Origin of the sequence: Serratia myotis, assembly GCF_027474885.1 — a bacterium.
In the GTDB taxonomy this organism is placed as follows: domain Bacteria; phylum Pseudomonadota; class Gammaproteobacteria; order Enterobacterales; family Enterobacteriaceae; genus Serratia; species Serratia proteamaculans.
Window position 1 is genome coordinate 599923 of record NZ_CP099707.1, and the last position, 22853, is coordinate 622775.

25 protein-coding genes and 3 tRNA genes are annotated in these 22853 nt (G+C 57.1%); 20 read left to right on the plus strand and 8 right to left on the minus strand.

The window, feature by feature from the left end:
- Nucleotides 1-44: 44 nt before the first annotated feature.
- From hpaD to hpaC, 8 genes are all read left to right on the plus strand, one after another.
- Nucleotides 45-902, plus strand: a complete 858-nt coding sequence (gene hpaD / locus NHG65_RS02720; RefSeq protein ID WP_099063179.1) for a 3,4-dihydroxyphenylacetate 2,3-dioxygenase — start codon at nt 45-47, stop codon at nt 900-902.
- Nucleotides 903-911: 9 nt separating this feature from the next.
- Nucleotides 912-1298 carry a 5-carboxymethyl-2-hydroxymuconate Delta-isomerase gene (locus NHG65_RS02725; protein WP_129934160.1) on the plus strand — a complete coding sequence of 129 codons (387 nt, stop codon included), beginning with the start codon at nt 912-914 and terminating at the stop codon, nt 1296-1298.
- Nucleotides 1299-1308: 10 nt separating this feature from the next.
- Entirely contained in the window at nt 1309-2112 is an 804-nt protein-coding gene (gene hpaH, locus NHG65_RS02730; protein ID WP_085119594.1) for a 2-oxo-hept-4-ene-1,7-dioate hydratase, read from the plus strand.
- 39 nt (nt 2113-2151) lie between these two features.
- Entirely contained in the window at nt 2152-2946 is a 795-nt protein-coding gene (gene hpaI, locus NHG65_RS02735; RefSeq protein ID WP_275881019.1) for a 4-hydroxy-2-oxoheptanedioate aldolase, read from the plus strand.
- A 30-nt stretch (nt 2947-2976) separates the two neighbouring features.
- Nucleotides 2977-4347: a 4-hydroxyphenylacetate permease gene (hpaX, locus tag NHG65_RS02740; RefSeq protein WP_099063176.1), complete on the plus strand. Its 1371-nt coding sequence runs from the start codon at nt 2977-2979 to the stop codon at nt 4345-4347.
- 59 nt (nt 4348-4406) lie between these two features.
- A complete protein-coding gene (hpaA, locus tag NHG65_RS02745) occupies nt 4407-5303 on the plus strand; it encodes a 4-hydroxyphenylacetate catabolism regulatory protein HpaA (protein ID WP_099063175.1) in 897 nt (298 codons plus the stop codon).
- A gap of 179 nt (nt 5304-5482) precedes the next feature.
- Nucleotides 5483-7045, plus strand: a complete 1563-nt coding sequence (gene hpaB / locus NHG65_RS02750; RefSeq protein ID WP_085119598.1) for a 4-hydroxyphenylacetate 3-monooxygenase, oxygenase component — start codon at nt 5483-5485, stop codon at nt 7043-7045.
- Between the two features lie 17 nt (nt 7046-7062).
- Nucleotides 7063-7578 carry a 4-hydroxyphenylacetate 3-monooxygenase, reductase component gene (gene hpaC / locus NHG65_RS02755; protein WP_085119599.1) on the plus strand — a complete coding sequence of 172 codons (516 nt, stop codon included), beginning with the start codon at nt 7063-7065 and terminating at the stop codon, nt 7576-7578.
- Nucleotides 7579-7616: 38 nt separating this feature from the next.
- Here the strand turns inward: hpaC and ampH are convergent, their stop codons facing one another.
- Nucleotides 7617-8759, minus strand: a complete 1143-nt coding sequence (gene ampH, locus NHG65_RS02760) for a D-alanyl-D-alanine-carboxypeptidase/endopeptidase AmpH (RefSeq protein ID WP_207977935.1) — start codon at nt 8757-8759, stop codon at nt 7617-7619.
- Nucleotides 8760-8920: 161 nt separating this feature from the next.
- The gene (locus tag NHG65_RS02765) at nt 8921-9679 is read right to left on the minus strand and encodes a FadR/GntR family transcriptional regulator (protein ID WP_499182925.1); all 759 of its coding nucleotides are present in this window, start codon (nt 9677-9679) and stop codon (nt 8921-8923) included.
- Between the two features lie 235 nt (nt 9680-9914).
- On the opposite strand from NHG65_RS02765, the gene NHG65_RS02770 reads away from it, so the two are divergent.
- Genes NHG65_RS02770 through fucP form a run of 7 tightly spaced genes read left to right on the plus strand, consistent with a single transcriptional unit; the run spans nt 9915 to nt 16098 of the window.
- Nucleotides 9915-10655, plus strand: coding sequence for an SDR family oxidoreductase (locus tag NHG65_RS02770; RefSeq protein WP_207977933.1), 741 nt, complete (start codon nt 9915-9917; stop codon nt 10653-10655).
- Between the two features lie 54 nt (nt 10656-10709).
- Nucleotides 10710-11555 carry a fumarylacetoacetate hydrolase family protein gene (locus tag NHG65_RS02775; protein WP_207977931.1) on the plus strand — a complete coding sequence of 282 codons (846 nt, stop codon included), beginning with the start codon at nt 10710-10712 and terminating at the stop codon, nt 11553-11555.
- Between the two features lie 14 nt (nt 11556-11569).
- Nucleotides 11570-12847, plus strand: a complete 1278-nt coding sequence (locus NHG65_RS02780) for an L-fuconate dehydratase (RefSeq protein ID WP_099063170.1) — start codon at nt 11570-11572, stop codon at nt 12845-12847.
- Nucleotides 12848-12861: 14 nt separating this feature from the next.
- Nucleotides 12862-13725 (plus strand): amidohydrolase family protein, encoded by an 864-nt coding sequence (locus NHG65_RS02785; protein WP_099063247.1) that lies wholly within the window; start codon nt 12862-12864, stop codon nt 13723-13725.
- Nucleotides 13703-14479, plus strand: a complete 777-nt coding sequence (locus NHG65_RS02790) for an L-fucose dehydrogenase (RefSeq protein ID WP_099063169.1) — start codon at nt 13703-13705, stop codon at nt 14477-14479. The genes NHG65_RS02785 and NHG65_RS02790 overlap by 23 nt, the downstream gene beginning before the upstream one ends.
- Complete coding sequence (locus NHG65_RS02795) at nt 14476-14835, plus strand: L-rhamnose mutarotase (protein WP_099063168.1); 360 nt, start codon at nt 14476-14478, stop codon at nt 14833-14835. Before NHG65_RS02790 ends, NHG65_RS02795 begins: the two co-directional genes overlap by 4 nt.
- A gap of 33 nt (nt 14836-14868) precedes the next feature.
- Nucleotides 14869-16098, plus strand: coding sequence for an L-fucose:H+ symporter permease (gene fucP, locus NHG65_RS02800; RefSeq protein ID WP_219015371.1), 1230 nt, complete (start codon nt 14869-14871; stop codon nt 16096-16098).
- A gap of 17 nt (nt 16099-16115) precedes the next feature.
- Here fucP and NHG65_RS02805 read toward each other — a convergent pair whose 3' ends face one another.
- On the minus strand, nt 16116-17189 hold the full coding sequence (locus NHG65_RS02805) for a GGDEF domain-containing protein (protein WP_099063166.1): 1074 nt from the start codon (nt 17187-17189) through the stop codon (nt 16116-16118).
- A 263-nt stretch (nt 17190-17452) separates the two neighbouring features.
- Here NHG65_RS02805 and NHG65_RS02810 point away from each other — a divergent pair, with 263 nt between their 5' ends.
- Nucleotides 17453-17737, plus strand: coding sequence for a DUF1435 domain-containing protein (locus tag NHG65_RS02810; RefSeq protein WP_037424165.1), 285 nt, complete (start codon nt 17453-17455; stop codon nt 17735-17737).
- Nucleotides 17738-17820: 83 nt separating this feature from the next.
- Here NHG65_RS02810 and NHG65_RS02815 read toward each other — a convergent pair.
- The 4 genes from NHG65_RS02815 to NHG65_RS02830 form a co-directional block, all read right to left on the minus strand.
- Nucleotides 17821-17907: transfer RNA gene (locus tag NHG65_RS02815), tRNA-Leu, on the minus strand.
- Nucleotides 17908-17950: 43 nt separating this feature from the next.
- A tRNA-Leu gene (locus NHG65_RS02820) sits at nt 17951-18037 on the minus strand.
- A 34-nt stretch (nt 18038-18071) separates the two neighbouring features.
- Nucleotides 18072-18158: transfer RNA gene (locus tag NHG65_RS02825), tRNA-Leu, on the minus strand.
- Nucleotides 18159-18231: 73 nt separating this feature from the next.
- Nucleotides 18232-19176, minus strand: a complete 945-nt coding sequence (locus NHG65_RS02830) for a LysR family transcriptional regulator (RefSeq protein WP_499182926.1) — start codon at nt 19174-19176, stop codon at nt 18232-18234.
- Nucleotides 19177-19306: 130 nt separating this feature from the next.
- Between NHG65_RS02830 and NHG65_RS02835 the strand changes: the two genes are divergently transcribed.
- Nucleotides 19307-20299 (plus strand): aldo/keto reductase, encoded by a 993-nt coding sequence (locus NHG65_RS02835; protein WP_499182927.1) that lies wholly within the window; start codon nt 19307-19309, stop codon nt 20297-20299.
- Nucleotides 20300-20361: 62 nt separating this feature from the next.
- On the opposite strand, the gene rsmC is transcribed toward NHG65_RS02835, so the two are convergent.
- Nucleotides 20362-21405, minus strand: a complete 1044-nt coding sequence (rsmC, locus tag NHG65_RS02840) for a 16S rRNA (guanine(1207)-N(2))-methyltransferase RsmC (protein ID WP_099063163.1) — start codon at nt 21403-21405, stop codon at nt 20362-20364.
- A 156-nt stretch (nt 21406-21561) separates the two neighbouring features.
- On the opposite strand from rsmC, the gene NHG65_RS02845 reads away from it, so the two are divergent.
- The 3 genes from NHG65_RS02845 (at nt 21562) to NHG65_RS02855 (ending at nt 22853) form a co-directional block, all read left to right on the plus strand.
- Nucleotides 21562-21999, plus strand: a complete 438-nt coding sequence (locus tag NHG65_RS02845) for a DNA polymerase III subunit psi (protein WP_085119608.1) — start codon at nt 21562-21564, stop codon at nt 21997-21999.
- Nucleotides 21944-22387 carry a ribosomal protein S18-alanine N-acetyltransferase gene (gene rimI, locus NHG65_RS02850; protein ID WP_099063162.1) on the plus strand — a complete coding sequence of 148 codons (444 nt, stop codon included), beginning with the start codon at nt 21944-21946 and terminating at the stop codon, nt 22385-22387. The genes NHG65_RS02845 and rimI overlap by 56 nt, the downstream gene beginning before the upstream one ends.
- Nucleotides 22388-22547: 160 nt before the next feature.
- Nucleotides 22548-22853 carry a helix-turn-helix domain-containing protein gene (locus NHG65_RS02855; protein WP_261427631.1) on the plus strand — a complete coding sequence of 102 codons (306 nt, stop codon included), beginning with the start codon at nt 22548-22550 and terminating at the stop codon, nt 22851-22853.

Sequence of the window (22853 nt, forward strand, 5' to 3'; positions counted from 1 at the left end):
CGGCACTGTTTCACGGAATCATTTTTTGTTTCATGTGAGGTTGTATGGGTAAGTTAGCTTTGGCCGCCAAGATTACGCATGTTCCATCGATGTATCTGTCGGAAATGCCAGGAAAAAACCACGGTTGCCGTCAGTCGGCGATCGACGGTCATAAAGAGATCAGCGCGCGCTGCCGCGAAATGGGCGTCGACACCATTATCGTATTCGACACCCACTGGCTGGTGAACAGTGCCTATCACATCAACTGCAGCCCGCATTTCGAAGGGCTGTATACCAGTAATGAACTGCCGCACTTCATCCGCGACATGACCTACGAATACGAAGGCAACCCGGCGCTGGGGCAGTTGATCGCCGCGGAAGCCTGCAAACTCGGGGTGCGTGCCAAGGCGCATGAGATCCCAAGTCTGAAGCTGGAATACGGCACGCTGGTGCCGATGCGCTACATGAACAGCGACAAACATTTCAAGGTGATTTCGATTTCGGCGTTTTGCACCGTACATGACTTTGCCGACAGCCGTCGGCTGGGTGAAGCGATCAAAACCGCGATTGAGAAATACGACGGCACGGTGGCGGTATTGGCCAGCGGTTCGCTTTCACATCGCTTTATCGACGACCAGCGTGCCGAAGAAGGCATGAACAGCTATACCCGCCAGTTTGACCAGCAGATGGACGAACGGGTGGTCAAGCTGTGGGAGGAAGGGCGCTTCCGCGAGTTTTGCGAAATGCTGCCGGAGTACGCCGACTACTGTTACGGCGAAGGCAACATGCATGACACCGTGATGCTGCTCGGCCTGCTGGGGTGGGACAAATATGACGGCAAGGTGGAGTTCATTACCCCGCTGTTCGCCAGTTCCGGCACCGGGCAGGTTAACGCCGTGTTCCCGCTGCCGGCCGAAGCCTGAGGAGCCGCCATGCCCCATTTTTACGCTGAATGTACCGACAACATCCGCCGTGAGGCGGATTTACCCGCGCTGTTCGCCAAGGTCAATCAGGCGCTGGCGGACACCGGGATTTTCCCACTGGCCGGGGTGCGCAGCCGTGCTATCTGGCTGGATACCTGGCAGATGGCCGACGGCCGGCGGGATTATGCTTTCGTGCATATGACGCTGAAGATTGGCCACGGCCGCAGCCTGGAAAGCCGTGAACAGGTGGGGGCGATGCTGTTCACGCTGATCACCGAGCACTTCGCCGAGCTGATGGCTAACCGCTTTCTGGCGCTGTCGTTCGCCATGGAAGAGCTGGATCCGGTGCTGAACTACAAGCAAAACAATGTCCACGCGCTATTCCGTAAAGAGTAAGGGGCCGTCAATGTTGGATAAAGAGCTGGTTAGCCGTGCCGTGCAACGTTTGCATCAGGCGGAGCAGAACCGTGAGCAGATCCGCGCGCTGTCGCTGGATCATCCCGAGATCTCCATCGAAGACGCCTATGCCATTCAGCGGCAGTGGGTGGCGCTGAAAATCGCCGAAGGCCGCACCTTGAAGGGCCATAAAATCGGCCTGACGTCGCGCGCCATGCAGGTCAGTTCGCAGATCACTGAACCGGATTTCGGTGCGTTGCTGGATGACATGTTTTTTAACGACGGAAGCGATATTCCGATCGATCGCTTTATCGTGCCGCGCGTTGAGGTCGAGCTGGCGTTTGTGCTGGCCAAGCCATTGCGTGGGCCGAACTGCACGCTGTTTGACGTCTACAACGCCACCGATTACATCATTCCGGCGCTGGAGATCATCGATGCACGTAGCCATAACGTCGACCCTGAAACTCAGCGCCCGCGCAAAGTGTTCGACACCATTTCCGATAACGCCGCTAACGCCGGTGTGGTGATGGGCGGCCGGCCAATCAAACCGGACGCGTTGGATCTGCGTTGGATCAGTGCGCTGCTGTACCGCAACGGGGTGATCGAAGAGTCCGGCGTCGCAGCGGCGGTGTTGAACCATCCGGCCAACGGCGTGGCCTGGCTGGCCAACAAGCTGTTCCCCTATGACGTGGAACTGGAAGCCGGACAGGTGATCCTCGGCGGCTCCTTTACCCGGCCGGTAGCGGCACGACGCGGCGATACCTTCCATGCCGATTACGGCCCGATGGGCTGCATTAGCTGCCGGTTTGTTTGATTTCCCCCTCAGGGAGGGGAAAACACCATGGAGAACAAAATGTTAACCAACGTTTTTAAGCAGGCGCTGCAGGAAAAACGCCCGCAGATTGGCCTGTGGCTGGGGTTGTGCAGCAGCTACAGCGCCGAACTGCTGGCCGGTTCCGGTTTTGACTGGTTGTTGATCGACGGCGAACACGCGCCCAACAACGTGCAAACGGTGCTGGGGCAGTTACAGGCGATTGCGCCTTACCCGAGTCAGCCAGTGGTGCGCCCGGCATGGAATGACGCGGTGTTGATCAAGCAACTGCTGGATATCGGCGTGCAGACGCTGCTGATCCCGATGATCCAGAACGCCGAACAGGCACGTGATGCGGTGCGCGCTACCCGTTATCCACCGCACGGCATACGCGGTGTTGGCAGCGCGCTGGCGCGTGCCTCACGCTGGAACCGGGTGCCGGATTATTTGCAACAGGCCGACGCGCAGATGTGCGTATTGGTGCAGATCGAAACCCGTGAGGCGGTGAAAAACCTGGATGAGATCCTGCAGGTGGAAGGGGTCGATGGGGTGTTTATCGGTCCGGCAGATCTGAGTGCCGATATGGGGTATGCCGGCAATCCACAGCAACCGGAGGTGCAACGCACCATCGACGATGCCATTGCGCGCATCAGCGCTGCCGGCAAGGCACCGGGCATTCTGACCGCTAACCCGGAGCTGGCGCAGCATTACCTGGCGTCCGGCGCGCTGTTTGTCGCGGTCGGGGTAGATACCACCCTGCTGGCGCGGGCGGCAGAATCCCTGGCCGGTCGCTTTAAGCAGCAACAGCCTCCCGTGCAATCACCGGGCGTTTATTAGGTTGCAGGACGCAATCTTACTGGAGACACCATGAGCAACGTCGATTCGCTGCCGCCGGTTAACCCGGCGCAGCAACATAAAGCGTTAACCGCCACCGAGCAATCGGTGATTAAAAAGTTATTTCGGCGACTGATTATTTTCCTGTTTGTGCTGTTTGTTTTCTCTTTCCTCGACCGCATCAATATCGGTTTCGCCGGGTTAACCATGGGCAAGGATCTCGGCCTCAGCTCGACCATGTTCGGTCTGGCGGCGACCCTGTTCTACGTCACCTATGTGATCTTCGGTATCCCGAGCAATATCATGCTGGGGATCGTCGGGGCACGGCGTTGGATCGCCACCATTATGGTGCTGTGGGGCATCGCCTCGACCTGCACTCTGTTCGCCACCGGGCCGACCAGCCTGTATGTGCTGCGGATGATCGTCGGCATCACCGAAGCCGGTTTTCTGCCAGGGATTCTGGTGTATCTCACCTACTGGTTCCCGGCGTTTTACCGCGCCCGGGCCAATGCGCTGTTTATGATCGCCATGCCGGTAACCATGGCGATTGGCTCGCTGGTGTCAGGCTATATTCTGGCGCTGGACGGGCTGATGAACCTCAAGGGCTGGCAATGGCTGTTCCTGGTGGAGGGCATTCCTTCGGTGCTGTTGGGTGTGGTGGTGTGGTTCTACCTGGACGATACTCCGGCCAAGGCCAAATGGCTGACCGACGAAGAAAAAACCAGTCTGAAAGCCATGATGGACGCCGACAAGTTGCAACTGGTGCAGCCCAATGGGCCGGGTAGCCATCGGGCTATGCAGCAGCGCAATCTGTGGCGAGAAATCTTCACCCCGATTGTGCTGATGTACACGTTGGCCTATTTCTGCCTGACCAACACCCTGAGCGCCATCAACATCTGGACGCCGCAGATCCTGCAGAGCTTCAACCAGGGCAGCAGCAACATTGTGATCGGTATTTTGGCGGCGATCCCGCAGATCTGTACCATTGCCGGGATGATTTGGTGGAGTAAAAGATCGGATCGACTACAGGAGCGCAAGCACCATACCGCGTTGCCGTACCTGTTTGCCGCCGCGGGTTGGTTGCTGGCTTCTGCCACCGATCACAGCATGATCCAACTGCTGGGGATCGTCATGGCTTCTGTCGGCTCGTTCACGGCTATGGCGATCTTCTGGACTACGCCGGATCAGTCGATCAGCCTGGAGGCGCGGGCGATCGGGATCGCGGTGATCAACGCCACCGGCAACATAGGATCGGCGGTCAGCCCGTTATTGATCGGCTGGTTTAAGGATCTGACCGGTAGCTTTAACTCCGGGCTGTACTTTGTTTCGGCACTGCTGATCATCGGCGCGTTGATCGTCTGGCGTATCCCGATGCAAAGTTCACGTCCACGGGCCACGCCTTAGTGAGGACAGTTTGCGGGCGCGGTATGCGGCGCCCCTTACCGGGGGAATGAGGTCATTACATGCAGAAAAGTACCGGTTTTATCGCCAACATCGATATCTGCAAAGAGTACGATGCGCGTTACGCCACGGATGAAGTGCATTATGAAACCTTTGCCGGGCTGGCGGCCTTTTTTGGCCGCGATATGCAGGTGCACTGGCACGACCGCTTCTTCCAGGTGCATTTTCTGGAGACCGGCAAGATTGAGCTGCAGTTGGACGATCAGCATTATTCGGTGCAGGCACCGCTGTTTATCCTGACACCGCCCTCGGTGCCGCATGCCTTCTTCACCGAGCCGGACAGCGACGGTCACGTGCTGACGGTGCGTCAGGAGTTGATCTGGCCCCTGCTGGAACGGCTGTACCCCGGCAGCAATCTGGCAATGGATATGCCGGGTATTTGTCTGTCGATGGCCGACGCGCCGCAGGAACTGACGGCGCTCAGCCATTACTGGGCGTTGATCCGGCGTGAGTTCGGCCAGCGTTTGGCCGGCCGCGAACAGACGCTGGCGTTGCTGGCACAGGCGGTGTTGACCCTGCTGTTGCGCAATGCCTCGCTGGAGGATTCCGCCACCAGTGGGGTGCGCGGCGAGCTGAAATTGTTCCAGCGTTTCAACCGGATGGTGGACGAACGCTTCCGCGATCACCTGCCGGTACCGGACTATGCCCAGGCGCTGGGCGTCACCGAATCCAGACTCAACGACCTGTGCCGGCGTTTCGCCAATCAGCCGCCCAAACGACTGATATTCGATCGCCTGCTGCGTGAGGCCAAACGCATGCTGCTGTTCAGTGCCTGCACGGTGCATGAAACCGCTTATAGCCTGGGTTTTAAGGATCCGGCCTATTTCGCTCGCTTTTTCAATCGGCTGGAAGGCTGTTCCCCCTCGACCTACCGCGCTGCACAACATTCCCTTTCGTAAGCTGGATCACAGTTTGCCGCTAAAGCGGCAAACCTGCCTGAAAAGTACCGGCGATTGCCGCAAAAGTCTCTTCTCGAAACCGGCGTTGGGGGCTTCAATTAAGCAACCAAAAGAAAACATTATTTTAACAAGTGGCCGAACCCACGGCCCCTAAAATACCGATTACGAGGAAGACTAAAATGAAACCTGAAGACTTTCGTGCTGACAACAAACGCCCGTTCACCGGTGACGAATACCTGAAGAGCTTGCAGGACGGCCGTGAAATTTATATCTATGGCGAGCGGGTGAAAGACGTGACTACCCATCCGGCATTCCGTAATGCGGCGGCCTCGGTCGGTCAACTGTACGACTCATTGCATGACCCGGTTAGCCAGGACCGCCTGTGCTGGGGTACCGATACCGGCAACGGCGGCTACACCCACAAATTCTTCCGTTATGCCCGCAGCCCGGAAGAGCTGCGTCAGCAGCGTGACGCCATCGCCGACTGGTCGCGTCAGAGCTACGGCTGGATGGGGCGCACCCCGGACTACAAAGCGGCCTTCGGTTCCGCGCTGGGCGCTAATCCCGAGTTTTACGGCCAGTTCGCCGACAACGCCCGCCACTGGTACAAACGCATTCAGGAAACCGGGCTGTACTTTAACCACGCTATCGTCAACCCGCCGATTGACCGCCACAAGCCGGTCAACGAAGTGAAAGACGTGTTTATTCAGGTGGAGAAAGAGACCGACGCCGGCATTATCGTCAGCGGTGCCAAGGTGGTAGCGACCAACTCGGCGCTGACCCACTACAACTTTATCGGCTTCGGTTCGGCCCAGGTGATGGGCGATAACCCGGATTTCGCGCTGATGTTTGTCGCACCTATGGATGCCGAAGGGGTGAAACTGATCTCCCGCGCCTCCTATGAACTGGTGGCCGGTGCCACTGGATCGCCGTTCGATTACCCGCTATCGAGCCGTTTTGATGAGAACGATGCGATCCTGATTATGGATCATGTGTTGATCCCATGGGAAAACGTGCTGATCTACCGTGATTTTGACCGTTGTCGTCGCTGGAGCACCGAAGGGGGATTTGCTCGCCTGTTCCCGTTACAAGCCTGTGTTCGCCTGGCGGTGAAGATGGACTTTATCACTGCGCTGCTGCAAAAGAGCCTGTCCTGTACCGGGGTGCTGGAGTTCCGTGGCGTGCAGGCCGATCTGGGCGAAGTGGTAGCCTGGCGCAATCTGTTCTGGTCGCTGACCGATGCGATGTGTGCCGAAGCCACCAAGTGGGAAAATGGCGCTTATCTGCCGGATTCCGCTGCACTACAGACTTACCGCGTGATGGCACCAATGGCCTACGCCAAGGTGAAGAACATCATCGAAAAGAACGTCACCAGCGGCCTGATTTACCTGCCGTCCAGCGTGCGTGACATGAATAACCCGGAGATCGACAAGTACCTGTCCCGCTATGTGCGCGGATCCGACGGTATGGATCACGTCGAGCGCATCAAGATCCTCAAGCTGATGTGGGATGCGATCGGCAGTGAGTTCGGTGGTCGTCACGAACTGTATGAGATCAACTATGCCGGCAGCCAGGATGAGATCCGCCTGCAGTGCCTGCGTCAGGCGCAGGGATCCGGCACCATGGGCAAGATGATGGAGATGGTCGACAAATGCCTGTCCGACTACGACCAGCACGGCTGGAAAGTGCCGCATCTGCATAACAATGACGACATTAATCAGTTGGATAGACTGCTTAAGTGATCTGCAAGGAGGTTTGTATGTCTCAGGAAAATGAACACCGTCTGCTGTTTCGCGACGCTATGGCCAGCCTGTCCGCAGCGGTGAATATCGTCACAACCGACGGCCCGGCGGGGCGTTGTGGTATCACTGCCACTGCGGTGTGCTCGGTGACCGATACACCACCGACGCTGCTGGTGTGCATAAACCGCAACAGCGCGATGAACCCGGTATTTCAGGCCAATCAGCGGCTGTGCGTCAACGTGTTGAACCATGAGCAGGAGCTGATGGCACGCCACTTTGCCGGTATGACCGAGGTCAGCATGGAAGAACGTTTTCGTCTGGATGACTGGCAGAGCGGCACGCTGGGACAGCCGGTGCTGCGTAACACGCTGGCCAGCCTGGAAGGGGAGATCGAGCAGATCCAGAGCATCGGCACCCATCAAGTGTATCTGGTGCAGATCCGCCAGATCGTGGTAAGCGCGGCCGGCAACGGGCTGATCTACTTCAAGCGCAACTTCCATCCGGTGATGCACGAAAGACTGGCTCTGGCCTGACATTCATGGGGCGCAGCTCACTGCTGCGCCCCATGGCATTAACTTTTATTCGCCGCCAAATCACTTACCAGCCGGTTCACCGGATCGCTCATGTTGGTGAACTTGCTCAGTTCCGAGCGGGTCACCACCACAAATACCCCGACGTTTTTCTGCGGGATCATCGCCATATAGGTAATAAAGCCGCCACCCCCGCCGGTTTTCTGAATAATCCCCGGTAACTCACCGTTCGGTGCCATATACACCCAACCCAGTCCCAGCGCACTGGCTTCACCCGGTACGTCCATGCCTTTTAGCGACACCAGATCGTTACGCTGGAAATACATGGTCTGTTCGCTGGCGGCGGTCGATTTACGGGAGCCGGAAACATTGGAGGTCAGGAACTGCTGCATCCAGCGCTGCATGTCGCGCGGCGTGGAGTAAACGCCGCCGCTGCCGGCCGCGGCAGTGGTATCACGGCAGGCGCTGGGGCCGGCCGAGGCTACCATCAGGCGTGAACACTGTTCGGCGCTTGGGCTCAGGGTGGTATCGACCATGCCGAGCGGCGCGGTGATCTTTTCTTTCAGCAGGGCGCTGTAGGGTTTGCCCGCCGCGCGGGATAACGCGTCGGCCAGCAGGTCATACGCCAGATTGGAATAAGAGGCACGTACGCCCGGTGGCACCGCGACGTTGGCATGTTCCAGCCACTGCCAGCGCTGTGCCTTGGTCGGCCAGGTAAAGACCGGTGTTTTCGGCGGCTTCTTGCCCGGTTGTTCACGCGGCAGTGCGCTGGTGTGGGTTGCCAGATTCAGTAACGTGATCGGTTGGCGAGTGTTATAAGCCGGGACGTAAGCGCCCTGTGGGGCGTATTTGCGCAGCGGATCGTTGAGCTTGACCCGGCCTTCTGCCGCCATCTTGACCATCACTTCGCTGGTCATCAGCTTGGTGATAGAGGCGATGCGGATCAGGGAATCCGGGCGTGGGCGCAGATTATTGCCGGGTTTGGTGTCGCCAAAACTGCGGTTAACCACCTGATTACCGTCGATCACCACCAGCGCCATCCCGGTGGCACCGCTGTTGTAGAAAATATGTTCAGCATACTGGTCGACAATTTGCGAGGCCAGTTGCGGTGCGGCGGCCAGCGCGGCCAGCGGGGCGGCACACAGGCTCAGCGCCAGCAATGAAGCGGAGAAAGAGTTCTTCAACGGTTGTTATCCATTTTAAAAGGCAACAGGAAAAAGGCCTGAACCGGGATATGAGCCGGTTTCGTCTGTTGTCAGTGTAATGTGCCTCGGCCCTGGCTGCATGTGGAAAAAAGAGCGGTTTGATAAATAATTTTCTGCCGCCCTGATGATGCCGAATCGACTTACTGTGCGCGGGTGAAAATGGCGATCACCTGATCCAGATGGGCCTTCATTGCCTTGCGCGCACCGCGCACGTCACGCGCTTCGATCGCCGCTAAAATGGCCTGATGTTCCTGCTCGGAACGGTGTGACATATCGTCCGGCGTATAGTTGCGCTGCAGTACGCGGAACATGCTGCCATAGCGGTGGCCGAGCAGGTGACCGATGATAAAGGCGTAGGCCGGGTTGCCGCTGGCCTGGGCGATGCGGATATGGAACAACCGGTCACCGGGGTGGGTGGCCGATCCTTCACGGTTATCACGGCAGTTTTGTTCGTAGGCGGCACGGATGCCTGTCAGCTCCTGGTCAGTAGCATGGCGGGCGGCCAGCGCGGCGGTTTCCGGTTCGATCAATAAACGGGTTTGCAGCAGTGAGAAGGGCGGCAGCTCGGCATTAAAATCCAGCTCGATATTCAGCTCATCGTCGATTTCTGCCCACTGACCGCGTCCGGCCTGTGCCATCACCGGTTCCTGCGAAATCATTACCGGCGTCTGTGCCCGGACGATCACCCCATTGCCGACTTTGACATCCACCAGACCAATCACTTCGAGTGCGATCAGCGCCTCACGCACGGAGGCCCGGCTGACCTGTAACTGCTGGGCCAGATCCCGCTCGGACGGCAGGCGGCTGCCTGGTGGAAATTCATTATTATCGATGAGCCGTTTCAGTTGATCAGCTATCTGCCTGTAAATACGGGGGTTTTCCAGTCTGGTGATCGGCATTTTTTACCTTAGGCTATTCGAAGTTAAGTGATGCTGCGCACAAATATTGCTCAAGCCGCTTGAGTGATCGTTATTCAAGTGTAAAAAATTGGTTAATCAAAATGCTGTTTTAAGTGTGTCTCATAACATTCTCACCAAACCATAACGCGTAAAGCGTCTTTTGTCATGTTAAAGGTCCGACCTTTAAACGCCTTTAATGGCCTGACCATTAGGCCTTTAGGCCAAGGGAGCGAAAATGAATTTAACTGGAAAACGCGTGCTGATCACCGCCGCTGGACAGGGGATTGGTTTCAGCACTGCTAGGCTGTTTGCCGATGCGGGCGCCGAGGTGATCGCCACCGATATCAACACCGAACAACTGCAGGGGCTGCCCGGTATTCGACCGATGACGCTGAACGTGACCGATACTGCGGCGATCGCCGCGGCGGCGGAAACTCTGGGGCCGATCGACGTGCTGTTCAACTGCGCCGGCGTGGTACACAGCGGCTCGATCCTCGAGTGCAGCGAAGAGCAGTGGGCGTTTGCGCTCGATCTTAATGTGACGGCGATGTTCCACATGATCCGTGCCTTCTTGCCCGGCATGCTGGCGCGCAAAAATGGTTCGATTATCAACATGTCGTCGGTCGCTTCCAGCGTGAAAGGGGTGCCGAACCGCTTCGCTTACAGCGCCAGCAAGGCGGCGGTGATCGGCCTGACGCGTTCAGTGGCGGCGGATTACGTCACCCAGGGCATCCGGTGTAACGCCATTTGCCCCGGCACGGTGGAATCACCGTCGCTGCGCCAGCGTATTGCCGAACAGGCGCGTGAGCAGGGCCTCAGCGAAGAAGAGGTGTATCAGGCGTTTGTGGCCCGCCAGCCGATTGGCCGTATTGGCACCACCGGCGAGATTGCCCAGTTGGCGCTCTATCTGGCGTCTGACGCCAGTTCCTATACCACAGGTACGGTACAGATTATTGACGGCGGCTGGAGCAACTGAGGCCCGGAACTTCAGGCGATGACGCCCGACACATTTTTCTACAGTGAGGACAGGATGAAACTTTTACGCTATGGCGCACCGGGGCAGGAACGTCCGGGAATATTAGACAGTCAGGGGCAAATCCGTGACCTTTCACAGCTTATCGCCGATCTGAGCGGTGAGGCACTGTTGCCCGCCGCTTTGGACAAATTGCGCGCGCTGGACATCAACCAACTGCCGACAGTGGCCGGACAGCCGCGTTTGGGGCCATGCGTGGGCCACATCGGCAAATTTATCTGCATTGGTCTGAATTATGCCGATCATGCGGCGGAAACCGGCGCGGCGATCCCTTCTGAGCCGGTGGTGTTCAGCAAGTGGACCAGCGCGGTGGTGGGGCCTGACGATCAGGTGCAAATCCCGCGTGACTCGCTCAAGACCGACTGGGAGGTGGAGCTGGGCGTGATCATTGGTCAGGGCGGACGCTATATCAGCGAGCAGGACGCGATGCAGCACGTCGCCGGTTACTGCGTGATTAACGACGTCTCGGAGCGTGAATTCCAAATCGAACGCGGCGGCACCTGGGACAAGGGCAAGGGGTGCGACACCTTTGGCCCCACCGGGCCCTGGCTGGTGACCGCCGATGAAATTGCCGATCCCCATCGCCTGAATCTGTGGCTGGAGGTGGACGGCAAGCGCTATCAGGACGGCAACACCAGCACCATGATTTTCCGTATTCCTCAAATCATCAGCTATCTGAGCCGCTTTATGAGCCTGCAGCCGGGCGATGTGATCTCTACCGGCACGCCACCGGGTGTCGGCATGGGACAGAAGCCAACGCCTCTCTACCTGAAAGCCGGGCAGACGATGCGTCTGGGGATTGAAGGTTTGGGTGAACAGCGTCAAACAACCGTACAAGCCTGATGGGGAGCACTGCCATGACGAAGATTACCGCACTGCGGGTTGAAGATATCCGCTTCCCCACCTCGCTGGCGCTGGACGGATCCGACGCGATGAATCCGGATCCGGATTACTCCGCTGCCTACGTGATCCTGGAGACCGATCGCGACGATCTGAGTGGTCACGGGCTGACCTTTACCATTGGCCGCGGCAATGAGATCTGTTGCGCGGCGATCCGCGCGCTGGAGCATCAGATCGTCGGGGTGTCGCTGGAAGAGATCGCCGCCGATATGGGCGCTTTCTGGCGGCGCTTTACCAGTGACAGCCAGTTGCGCTGGATCGGCCCGGACAAGGGAGCGATCCACCTGGCGACCGGGGCGGTGATCAACGCGGTTTGGGATCTGTGGGCCAAAGCTGAGGGCAAGCCGGTGTGGCGACTGGTGGCCGAGATGACCCCCGAGGAACTGGTGCGTTGCATTGATTTTCGCTACATCACCGACTGCATTACCCCGCAGGAAGCGCTCACCCTGCTCAGACAACGGGCGCAGGGCAAGGAACAGCGCCTGGAGCGGCTGCTGCAGGAGGGTTACCCCTGCTACACCACCTCCGCCGGCTGGTTGGGCTATCCGGACGACAAGCTGCGCCGGCTGTGTCAGGAAGCGGTCGATGCCGGTTTCTCTTACCTGAAGCTGAAGGTCGGGCGCGATCTGGAAGATGATATCCGTCGGGTGCGCATTGCCCGCGAGGTGATCGGCCCCGATCGTCAACTGATGATCGACGCCAACCAAGTGTGGGAAGTCAACGACGCCATTCCCTGGGTAAAGCATCTGGCATTCGCCAAACCCTGGTTTATCGAAGAACCGACCAGCCCGGATGACGTGGAAGGGCACCGCCGCATCCGCGAGGGGGTGCATCCGGTCAAGGTGGCCACCGGTGAGATGTGCCAAAACCGCATCATGTTCAAGCAGTTCATCATGCGCGAGGCGATTGACGTGGTGCAGATCGATGCCTGCCGTCTTGGTGGCGTCAACGAGGTGCTGGCGGTGATGCTGATGGCGGCCAAATACCAGCTGCCGGTATGCCCGCATGCCGGGGGCGTGGGACTGTGCGAATACGTTCAGCATCTGTCGATGATCGACTACCTGTGCATTGCCGGCACCCACGACGGGCGGGTGATCGAATACGTCGATCATCTGCATGAACATTTTGTCCACCCTTGTGAGGTCAAGGGAGCGGCCTACATGCCGCCGCTCAATCCTGGCTATTCGATTGAGATGCATGCGGCGTCGCTCGAACAATACCGGTTCCGCGATTGAACGGGCAACAGGCCATGCTGCGCATCGATGCTCATCAGCATTACTGGCATTTCCATCCGCAACGTTATCCGTGGATCAACGAGCAGATGGCGGTGTTGCGACAGGATTTTGGCCCGAAACAGCTTGAACCCCTGCTGCAACAGCACGGTTTTGACGGTGCGCTGGTGGTGCAGGCCCGCCAGTGTGAGCAGGAAACCCAGACGTTGCTGGCGCAGGCGCAGCAAAGCCAAGGCGTATGCGGCGTCGTGGGCTGGCTGGACATCACCGCTCCCCGGTTGTCGCAACAGCTGGAGCAACTGCAGCAACAACCTTTGCTGCGCGGCCTGCGTCATCTGGTGCAGGACGAACCGCAGCCGGAAGCCTGGCTGACACGGCCGGAAGTGCGGCGTGGTATGCAGGCTGTGCAGCGACAGGGGTACGTTTACGACATTTTGGTCACTCACCGCCATTTGTCGGCGGCGGCGCAGTTTGCCGCCGAACATGACGATTATTGGCTGGTGCTGGACCATTTCGGCAAACCGGATATCGCCCGGGGTGCAGAACACTGGGCGCAGCAAATCAAAGCGCTGGCAGCCTTGCCGCACGTGGTCTGCAAGCTGTCCGGGTTAATCACCGAAGCCCCCGACGGGCATTGGCAAGCCTCGCAGTTACTGCCGTTTTTTGAGGCGGCGCTGGAGGCGTTCGGTCCGCAGCGACTGATGTTCGGATCCGACTGGCCGGTGTGCCTGCTGGCCGGTGATTACGGCCAGGTTTATCAACTGAGTGAGCAGGCCATCGCCACGCTGAGTCCTTCGCAGCAGGCGGAGATTTGGGGCGGCACGGCCTGCCGAATATATGGGTTAACGGAGTCTGGTTATGGATCTGTATCTGAAAGATAAGGTGGTGATGGTGACCGGTGGTGGCTCCGGCATCGGTGCGGCTGTCTCCCAACTGCTGGCGGAAGAGGGGGCGATCCCGGTGATTGTCACTAATGCCGTGCCGGAAGCTGAGTTTTTGGCACAGCTGCGCCGGTTGCAGCCGCAAAGCACGGTGATCATCACCGATTTGTGTGAAGAGCAGGACTGCCGGCGGGCGGTGGCACAAACACAAGAAACCTTCGGCCGTATCGATGCCTTGGTGAATAACGCCGGGGTTAACGACGGCGTGGGGCTGGAAGCCGGACGCGAAGCCTTTGTCGGATCGCTGGAGAAAAACCTGATTCATTACTACCTGATGGCGCACCTGTGCCAGTCGGCGTTGCAAATCAGTAAGGGGGCCATCGTCAATATTGCCTCCAAGACCGCACTCAGCGGGCAGGGCGGCACCAGTGGCTATACCGCCGCCAAGGGCGCGGTGCTGGCTTTGACGCGTGAGTGGGCGGTATCGCTGCGCCATCAAGGCGTGCGGGTAAATGCGGTGGTGCCGGCAGAAGTGATCACGCCGCAGTACCAGCGCTGGATCAATACCTTCGAGCAGCCGGAGCAGCAGCTTGAGAAAATTACCGCGCGCATTCCTTTCGAACAGCGGATGACCACGCCGCAGGAAATCGCCAACACCGTGGTGTTTCTGATCTCATCGCGTTCGTCACACACCACCGGGCAATGGGTGTCGGTGGACGGTGGCTATCTGCATCTCGACCGGGCGATCACATGAGTGGCGCGGCGGAAACGGGGCAGCGCTTTTGTCAGGCGCTCGATCTGATCGACTCACCGACATTGATCGAGGAATACCTGGTTCACCATCAGCGTATCTGGCCGGAGATTGCCGCCCACCTGCGTGAGCACGGCATTCAGGATATGGAGATTTACCGGCTGGGTACCCGGCTGTTCATGATCGTTGAAGTCAGTAGCGGGTTCGATGCCGAGCGGTTTAACGCCGCCGGTTTGAGCAATCCCCACGTGCAGCGCTGGGAAGCCCTGATGTGGCACTACCAGGTGGCCACCCCCTGGACGCCGCAAGGCGAAAAATGGGTGGAGATGGAGCGGATATTCTCTTTGCAAAAACAATAACACTGACATCGTTACCCTACCGAGGATATATCAATGCTTGCTGAAAAAACTGCTGCCCCCCCTCAGGTGGGCGCCAAGGCGACGGCCAATCTGCGCTGGGCTTTTATTCTGGTCACCAGCCTGTTCTTTATGTGGGGGCTGTCGTATGGCCTGTTGGACGTATTAAATAAACACTTTCAGGAAACCCTGCACGTTACCAAAGCGCAATCGGGATTATTACAGGCGGCGTATTTCGGTGCCTACTTCCTGGTGGCGCTGCCCGCCGGCTATTTTATGGACAAGAAAGGCTACAAGGCCGGCATTCTGATCGGGCTGTGCCTGTATGCGCTGGGGGCATTGCTGTTTGTACCGGCGGCCTCCGCCAACAGTTTTGGCATGTTCCTGTTCGCGCTGTTTGTGATTGCCTGCGGGCTGGGTTGCCTGGAAACCGCAGCCAACCCTTATGCCACGGTATTGGGAGACGCACAGGGGGCCGAACGGCGGCTGAACCTGTCCCAGTCGTTTAATGGGTTAGGGCAGTTTATCGGCCCGATGATCGGCGGTACGCTGTTTTTCTCTGCCACCCAGGGGGCGAGCAGCGGTGACCAGAGTGCGGTGAAGATGACCTATGTGGCGATCGCCGTGCTGGTACTGCTGATTGCCTTTTTATTCAGCCGCACCCGCTTGCCGGACATCCGCGAGGAAGAGCAACCGGAGCACGGTGAAATCGCCCAGGGGCTTTGGCAGCACAAGCACTTTGTTGGCGGGGTGGTTACCCAGTTCTTCTACGTGGCGGCACAGGTTGGGGTCGGTGCGTTCTTTATTAACTACGCCACCGAACACTGGAGCGATGTTTCCAACCAAAGCGCGTCCTATTTGCTCTCCATCGCCATGATTTGCTTTATGGTGGGGCGCTTCTTCAGCACCTGGCTGATGGGCAGGGTCAAGCCGGCCACGCTGCTGATGATTTACTCGCTGGTTAACATTGTGCTGTGCGGTGTGGTCATGCTCAGTATGGATGGGATCTCGGTGGTGGCGCTGATCGCCGTATTCTTCTTTATGTCGATCATGTTCCCGACCATTTTCGCCCTCGGGGTGAAAAACATGGGTAAACACACCAAGCGCGCCAGTTCCTTTATGATCATGGCGATCGTTGGCGGTGCCATCATGCCTTACTTTATGGGGGCACTGGCGGATCGCTACAGCACCGCGTTGTCGTATTTCCTGCCGCTACTGTGCTTCGCCGTGGTGTTTGTTTACGGTCTGCAGCAGCGCCGTCGCTAAGCTCACCGCCCGCCGGCTTAGAGAGCGGCGGGCTGAATGGTGGGTGCCAGCTGAATATTATTGCGCCCGTTGTTTTTCGCCTGATATAACGCGGCGTCGGCCGCCCGGATCGCCGAGGCGACATCCAGCTTGTTCAGCGCGGAAATCCCTGCACTGAGCGTCACCGTGGTGGTTTCAAACTGATTAAAGCGATGGGGGATTTTTAATTCCTGCACCCGCTGCCGCACCCTTTCAGCCACCTGGGTGGCGTAATCCTCACTCACATTGGTCAGCAGCACCAGGAACTCTTCCCCGCCGTAGCGCACCACGATATCGCGCGAACGCACCGAATCGCGGATAGCGATGGCCACCTGCACCAGCGCCTGGTCACCCATGGTGTGACCATAGTTATCGTTATAAGCCTTGAAGTGATCGATATCGAGCAACACCACGAAATGACAGTCCGACGGAGGCGTCGGCAACATATTGATTTTATTCTCCAGACCCCGGCGGTTATAAAGCCCGGTTAAGGGATCGATCATGCTTAAATTGCTGAATCTGTCCCGTTCGTTATACAGATTCGCCACCAGCGTTTGAGTAAAGAGTTCGCTGCGTTTGAGCATCAGGTGATGGATGGAGAATGCGATAATCGGTAATACCGTAGTGAATACGATGCGCATGGTATTGTGCATACCGTCCAGTAATAGAATGACTAATGCTGATGGAACGGCATGCAGGCAAAAGGCGATAAAGTTATCGGTCAGGGCAATGGCACTGATAAAGAACATACTGAACAGACTAATTAATAGAAAACTTTGATTATTCGGCGCACAGTGCTGACTTTTAAGGTAAATATGCGCCGCCCACAGCAGGCCGAGCACGCAGGAAAATAGATTCAGTTTTTTGACGTATAACCGCGGAGACCGCAGGGTAAATAACAGTGCCGCCAGACAAAATAGCGGTATACCTATTAAAGGTAGGGTAAAAGCGGGTTTGTTTTGAAATGGGACTAATAAAGTAAATACGGAAGAGGCAGCGTTCATCAATAAAAATAAAAATAATGATAAGCGGTGTTTGCTGTTCAGCAGTTCCTGATAAGAACGCGCGTTCATACGGGGTTCACTCTTTACAATATCGATCTGTCGAAAAATTAAGGTTGCGAAAAATTCTGTCGGTGTGAATTAAACACCCGCATTGTATGGTTGTAGATTGTGATTATTAACATGCGAATAAGACTAAGAATTTTCTTATGGCAAACTATCATTTTTCAACCGCTGTGTCATCCGGGTTTGGTTGTTGCGGCGAAAATGATGCGCAGTGAAAAAAAGTGGTATATGATATTGGTTCTCATTATCACTTGAAGGGTAGGGTTATCATGATTGCGGCCATGATTACCGCGTGTGGGTTATGGGGCGTCAGTTGGTGCCTCGGCAACCGTTTGGCCAGCGCCTGGGGCGTTTTACTGCCATGCGCCTTGATGCCGTTACTGGCATTGATCAACCTGGATATGATGCAACTGCGCACGCTGATTGTGATCGCTATGCTGGCCACATTGGTGATGTTGTTCAACAGTCGTTGGCGTCACTACCTGTTGTTGCCTTCCTGCATGGCACTGGCTGGCGGATTGGCGGCGATCGGTCTGAACTTCAATCTGGGCTGAAAACGCAAAACCACGCTTTCGCGTGTTCTTCATCGTTTCTATTGGGGATTTCTTTGGGGATATTACCGGAGAGAGTTATCGATTGGTGCGAAGAGAGGGACTTGAACCCTCACGTCCGTAAGAACACTAACACCTGAAGCTAGCGCGTCTACCAATTCCGCCACCTTCGCACAGCCGATATCTTTACTTTGCTTTCGATTTATATCACCAGCTTGGTGCGAAGAGAGGGACTTGAACCCTCACGTCCGTAAGAACACTAACACCTGAAGCTAGCGCGTCTACCAATTCCGCCACCTTCGCATTGATGCTGTGCAATATAAATCATGTGGTTATTTGGTGCGAAGAGAGGGACTTGAACCCTCACGTCCGTAAGGACACTAACACCTGAAGCTAGCGCGTCTACCAATTCCGCCACCTTCGCATTCCAAGAAACATTACCGGAGTAACGTTACCACGGAGGCGAATTCTAGAGATTTTGGCGGGGACGTCAATAGTTATTTCCCCTGTTTGCGGGCGTTTGCTGGAAAAACGTCCGTTTTAGGTGATTGGTACTGCTCAAACAGCCAAATCAGCCAGTCAATCAATACCCTGACCCGGGGCGCAAGGAACCGACCGGGGGGATACATGATGTAAATGGGCATTGGCGGCGGCGGGGTGTCTGCCAGCACTTCGACTAATTCCCCTTTCTGCAGCCAGGGCGCCAGCGAGTAGTGCGCCGCCTGTATCAGCCCCATACCGGCGCGACAGCCACTGGTATAGGCGTCGGCACCGCTGACGCTCAACCTGGCGGGTAAATCGCGCAACTCCACTTTGCCGTTGCGGCAAAACTCCAGCGGGTAATTGCGATTACTGGTGAGGGAAAAATAGCCCACCGCCTGATGCTGCTGCAATTGGTCAATCGACTGGGGGGCGCCAAACGTGGCCAGATAGCTGGGAGAAGCGCAGGTCAGCTGTGGCAGCATGGCGATGCGCCGTGCCACCAGGCTGTCATCTTCGGTTTCCCAGGCGCGCAGCACGCAATCCACTCCCTCACGCAGCAAATCCACGTGGGTATCGTTGGCGCCCAATGCCAGAGTCAGATCCGGATAGCGCTGGTAAAAGTCATCCAGGGCGGGGATCACGATTTCACGCGCCAGCGAATGGGGCATATCAATGCGCACCTTGCCGGAGGGCTGCAGTTTATGGTGGCTGAACAGCGTGTCCGCCTCTTCCAGCGCACCCAGCAACTGCACGCAGCGCTGATAATACAGCGTACCTTCGCTGGTCACCTGGACCTGGCGGGTGGTGCGGATCAGCAGGCGGACGCCGAGACGCTGCTCGAGCCGCTTGAGCGCATTGCTGACTGTGGCACGTGGCAGTTGCAAGCGTTCGGCTGCCCGACTGAAGCTGCCCAGTTCGACAATGCGGGTGAAAATGCGCATGGCCTGGATCTGATCCATCTTGCCGCTCCCTATTGTTAGCGATTTATGAACAGTGATGAGCAATCTGCATTATTTATCTTTTCAGGGTAAACAACCAGACTCTGTTGCACCAGCACTCCGCTGAGACCAACCGCATGAGGGCAACACAATGCAACAACGTCAATTAGGTCCCAATGGCCCGATCGTTTCCGCCCTAGGTCTGGGCTGCATGGGGATGAGTGATTTTTATTCGACGGCGCAGGATGAACAAGAGGCCATCGCCACCCTGCATCGGGCGCTGGAACTGGGGGTGACCCTGCTGGACACCGCCGACATGTACGGCCCGCACACCAATGAACAGTTGATTGGCAAAGCGATCAAGGGCAAACGGCAGCAGGTCTTCCTGGCCACCAAATTTGGCATCCTGCGCGATCCGACCGATCCCAGCGCCCGGGGCGTCAGCAGTCGGCCGGAGTATATCCGTCGTTCGGTGGAGGGCAGCCTACAGCGGCTCGGGGTCGAGGTGATCGATCTTTATTACCAGCATCGCGTGGATCCTGAGGTGCCGGTCGAAGAGGTGGTTGGCACCATGGCGGATCTAATAAGCGAAGGTAAAATCCGCTACATCGGGTTGAGTGAGGCTTCGGTCGCTACGCTGGAGCGTGCGCATAAGGTACATCCGATAACCGCTTTGCAGACCGAGTATTCATTGTGGACGCGTGATGCCGAGCAAGGGGTATTGGCGGCCTGTGAGCGGCTGGGCATTGGCTTTGTTCCTTACAGTCCACTGGGCAGAGGTTTCCTGACCGGGGCGATCCAGCGGCCGGAAGATTTGGACGCCGACGACTTCCGCCGCAGCAATCCGCGCTTCCAAGGGGAAAACTTTGCCCGCAATCTGGCGCTGGTGGAGAAAGTGACCGAACTGGCCAAACAGAAAGGTGTGGCGCCGTCACAGCTGGCGTTGGCCTGGGTATTGGCGCAGGGCGAGCATATCGTGCCGATCCCGGGTACCAAGCGCCGTCGTTATCTGGAAGAGAACATTGCGGCGGCCGAATTGACGCTGAACAAGGCGGAGCTGGCGGCGATTGAGGCGGTGTTCCCGTTGCAGGCGGCGGCAGGCGCACGCTACGGCGCAGAGTCGATGACCTATATCAACGGTTAAAAAAAAGGCGCGGCGTGTGAACGCTGCGCCCGGATACCCGATACTCGCGTGTCGGGGGGAACTTATTTCTTCTTTTTGCCATCGCGTGGCGCACGGGCAACGGTTGACTGGTACACCTTGAAGCGGCCGTTTTGTGCCAGCACTTCATGGCTGCCGAAGGTGGCATCCAGAATGTCCGGGTACGGCAGGAAGGCGTTAGCCACGATGCGCAGACGACCGCCGATAGGCAGGTGTTTTAACGCACCGCGGATCAGGGTTTCCGCTGCGGTCAGGCTGGTTTGCAGCCCATCATGGAACGGTGGGTTGGAGATGATCAGATCGAAACGGCCGGTAATGTCGGAATAGACGTTACTGACGATCACTTCACCTTCAATGCCGTTGGCGGCCAGCGTCGCGCGGCTGGATTCAATGGCTGCGGCGTTGACGTCGCTGAGGGTCAGCTTCATTTTTGGTGACATTTTGGACAGCACCGAGGCCATTACGCCGGCACCACAACCCACGTCCAGCACTTTGCCTTTCATGTGTTTATCCAGGGTCGACAGCAGCAGTGAGCTGCCAACATCCAGCCCGTCGCGGCTGAACACGCCCGGCAGGGTTTTCACTTCCAGATCGTGCAACTGATAGCTTTCCCACCAGTCTTCCAGGTTGAATTCAGTCTGGGTATCCAGACGACCGTGATACAGGCCACAGCGGCGGGCGCTGTCGATTTTAACCAGTGTGGCGTAGTCTTCCACCATCTGATCTGCGCTGCGCACGCCGCTGCGGTTCTCACCGACCACGAACACGTCAGTGCCTACCGGCAGCAATGCCAGAATGTTGCACAGCTGGAATTGCGCTTCCTGTTTGCTCTTCGGCCAGTAGTAGATCAGCGTATCGCACTCGGCGACGAACGCGGCATCTACGGTCAGGCCGTACTGCACGTTGTCACCCATCGCCCGGTTCAGTAACTGCCAGTGATGGTATTGCTGGGTATGGACACGCACATCCGCGGCCTCAAATTGGGCCGGCAGGGCGTCCTGCAGGTCACCGGCGAACAGAACGCGGCGTTCGATAAACTCATCACTGTGGCGCAGCATGACTTCACTGGCGGGGGTTAATGCAGACATCAGGTTTTGGCTCCTAGAAATTAGACCGGGGATTATAGAGCTTTGTGGCGATATGTTCGACGGGTTTGTTGGCGCAGGCCGCGCGGGTTTGTTAGCATAGCGCGGCGCATGGCAGGCATGGCGCACCACAACGGGTAGATCCTGACAGGAATCGGCATGGCATCAAAACGCGACTGGCTGTTACAACAACTGGGTATTACGCAGTGGACATTGCGCCGCCCGGGCGTGTTGCAGGGCGAAGTGGCGGTCAGTCTGCCACCCGAGGTGCGTTTGCTGATCGTGGCGCAGGCGTTGCCTGAACCTAACGATCCACTGTTTTGCGACGTGCTGCGCAGCCTGGGGCTGACCCCGGCACAAACCTATGCCCTGACGCCGGACCAGGTGGCGATGTTGCCTGAGGATACCGAATGCAACAGTTGGCGGTTGGGCGTTGCGGAGCCGCTTGCGGTGGCCGGCGCGCAGCTACACAGCCCGGCACTGGCCGAGCTTTCTCTCGATGCGAGTGCCAAACGCGCACTCTGGCAGCAGATTTGTCATCATGAACACTATTTCTACCCTGACCGCGGCCGACCTGGCCACAGCCTTCAAGATTGAGCAAGCCAGCCACGCCTTTCCCTGGACGCAAGCCACCCTTACCAGTAATCAGGGCGATCGCTACCTTAACCTGAAACTGGAAGCCGACGGGCAGATGGCGGGTTTTGCCATCACCCAAATCGTGCTGGATGAAGCCACGCTGTTCAACATCGCCATTCATCCCGACTGGCAACGCCGGGGATTCGGCCGTCAATTGCTGGAAGCGCTGATTGCACAACTGGAACCCCGTGGCGTGTTTACGCTGTGGCTGGAAGTGCGTGCCTCCAACCGTGCCGCCATCGCGCTGTACGAAGATCTCGGCTTTAATGAAGTGACCATCCGTCGTAACTACTACCCTGCTGCCCATGGGCGTGAAGACGCGATAGTCATGGCGCTGCCGCTGGCTTGAACCCAGGGAAAACAACTCTTTTATTGTTTCTGCGTTAATTTACAACAAAAGGGTTGTTTTTATATGTATATACAACAAATTGATTGTTTTTATGCTGATTAACAACTAATTTATTGTTTATCGATGTGATGACAATCAATAGGTTGTTTTGAGGTGACTGATGCGTAAATCATCAGAAATATCAAAGTTTTTGAAAGAAAAACGCGCCGAACTGGGCTGGAATCAAAAAGACTTTTTGATGAAGATTGGCATGACCCAGCAGCAATATCAGCGTATCGAATCCGGGAGTGATATGAGGATGAGTACGCTGCTACGCATACTGGCGGCGATGGATTTGGAATACCTTATCGTGCCGAAAAAAAATGTGTGTGACGTGGAGTTGTTACTACAAAAGGATGTGGACAAAGTTTCAGAAGCGGTTGGATTGCAGAGTTTCGACAAAAAACTGAAAGACCTCGAGGACTAG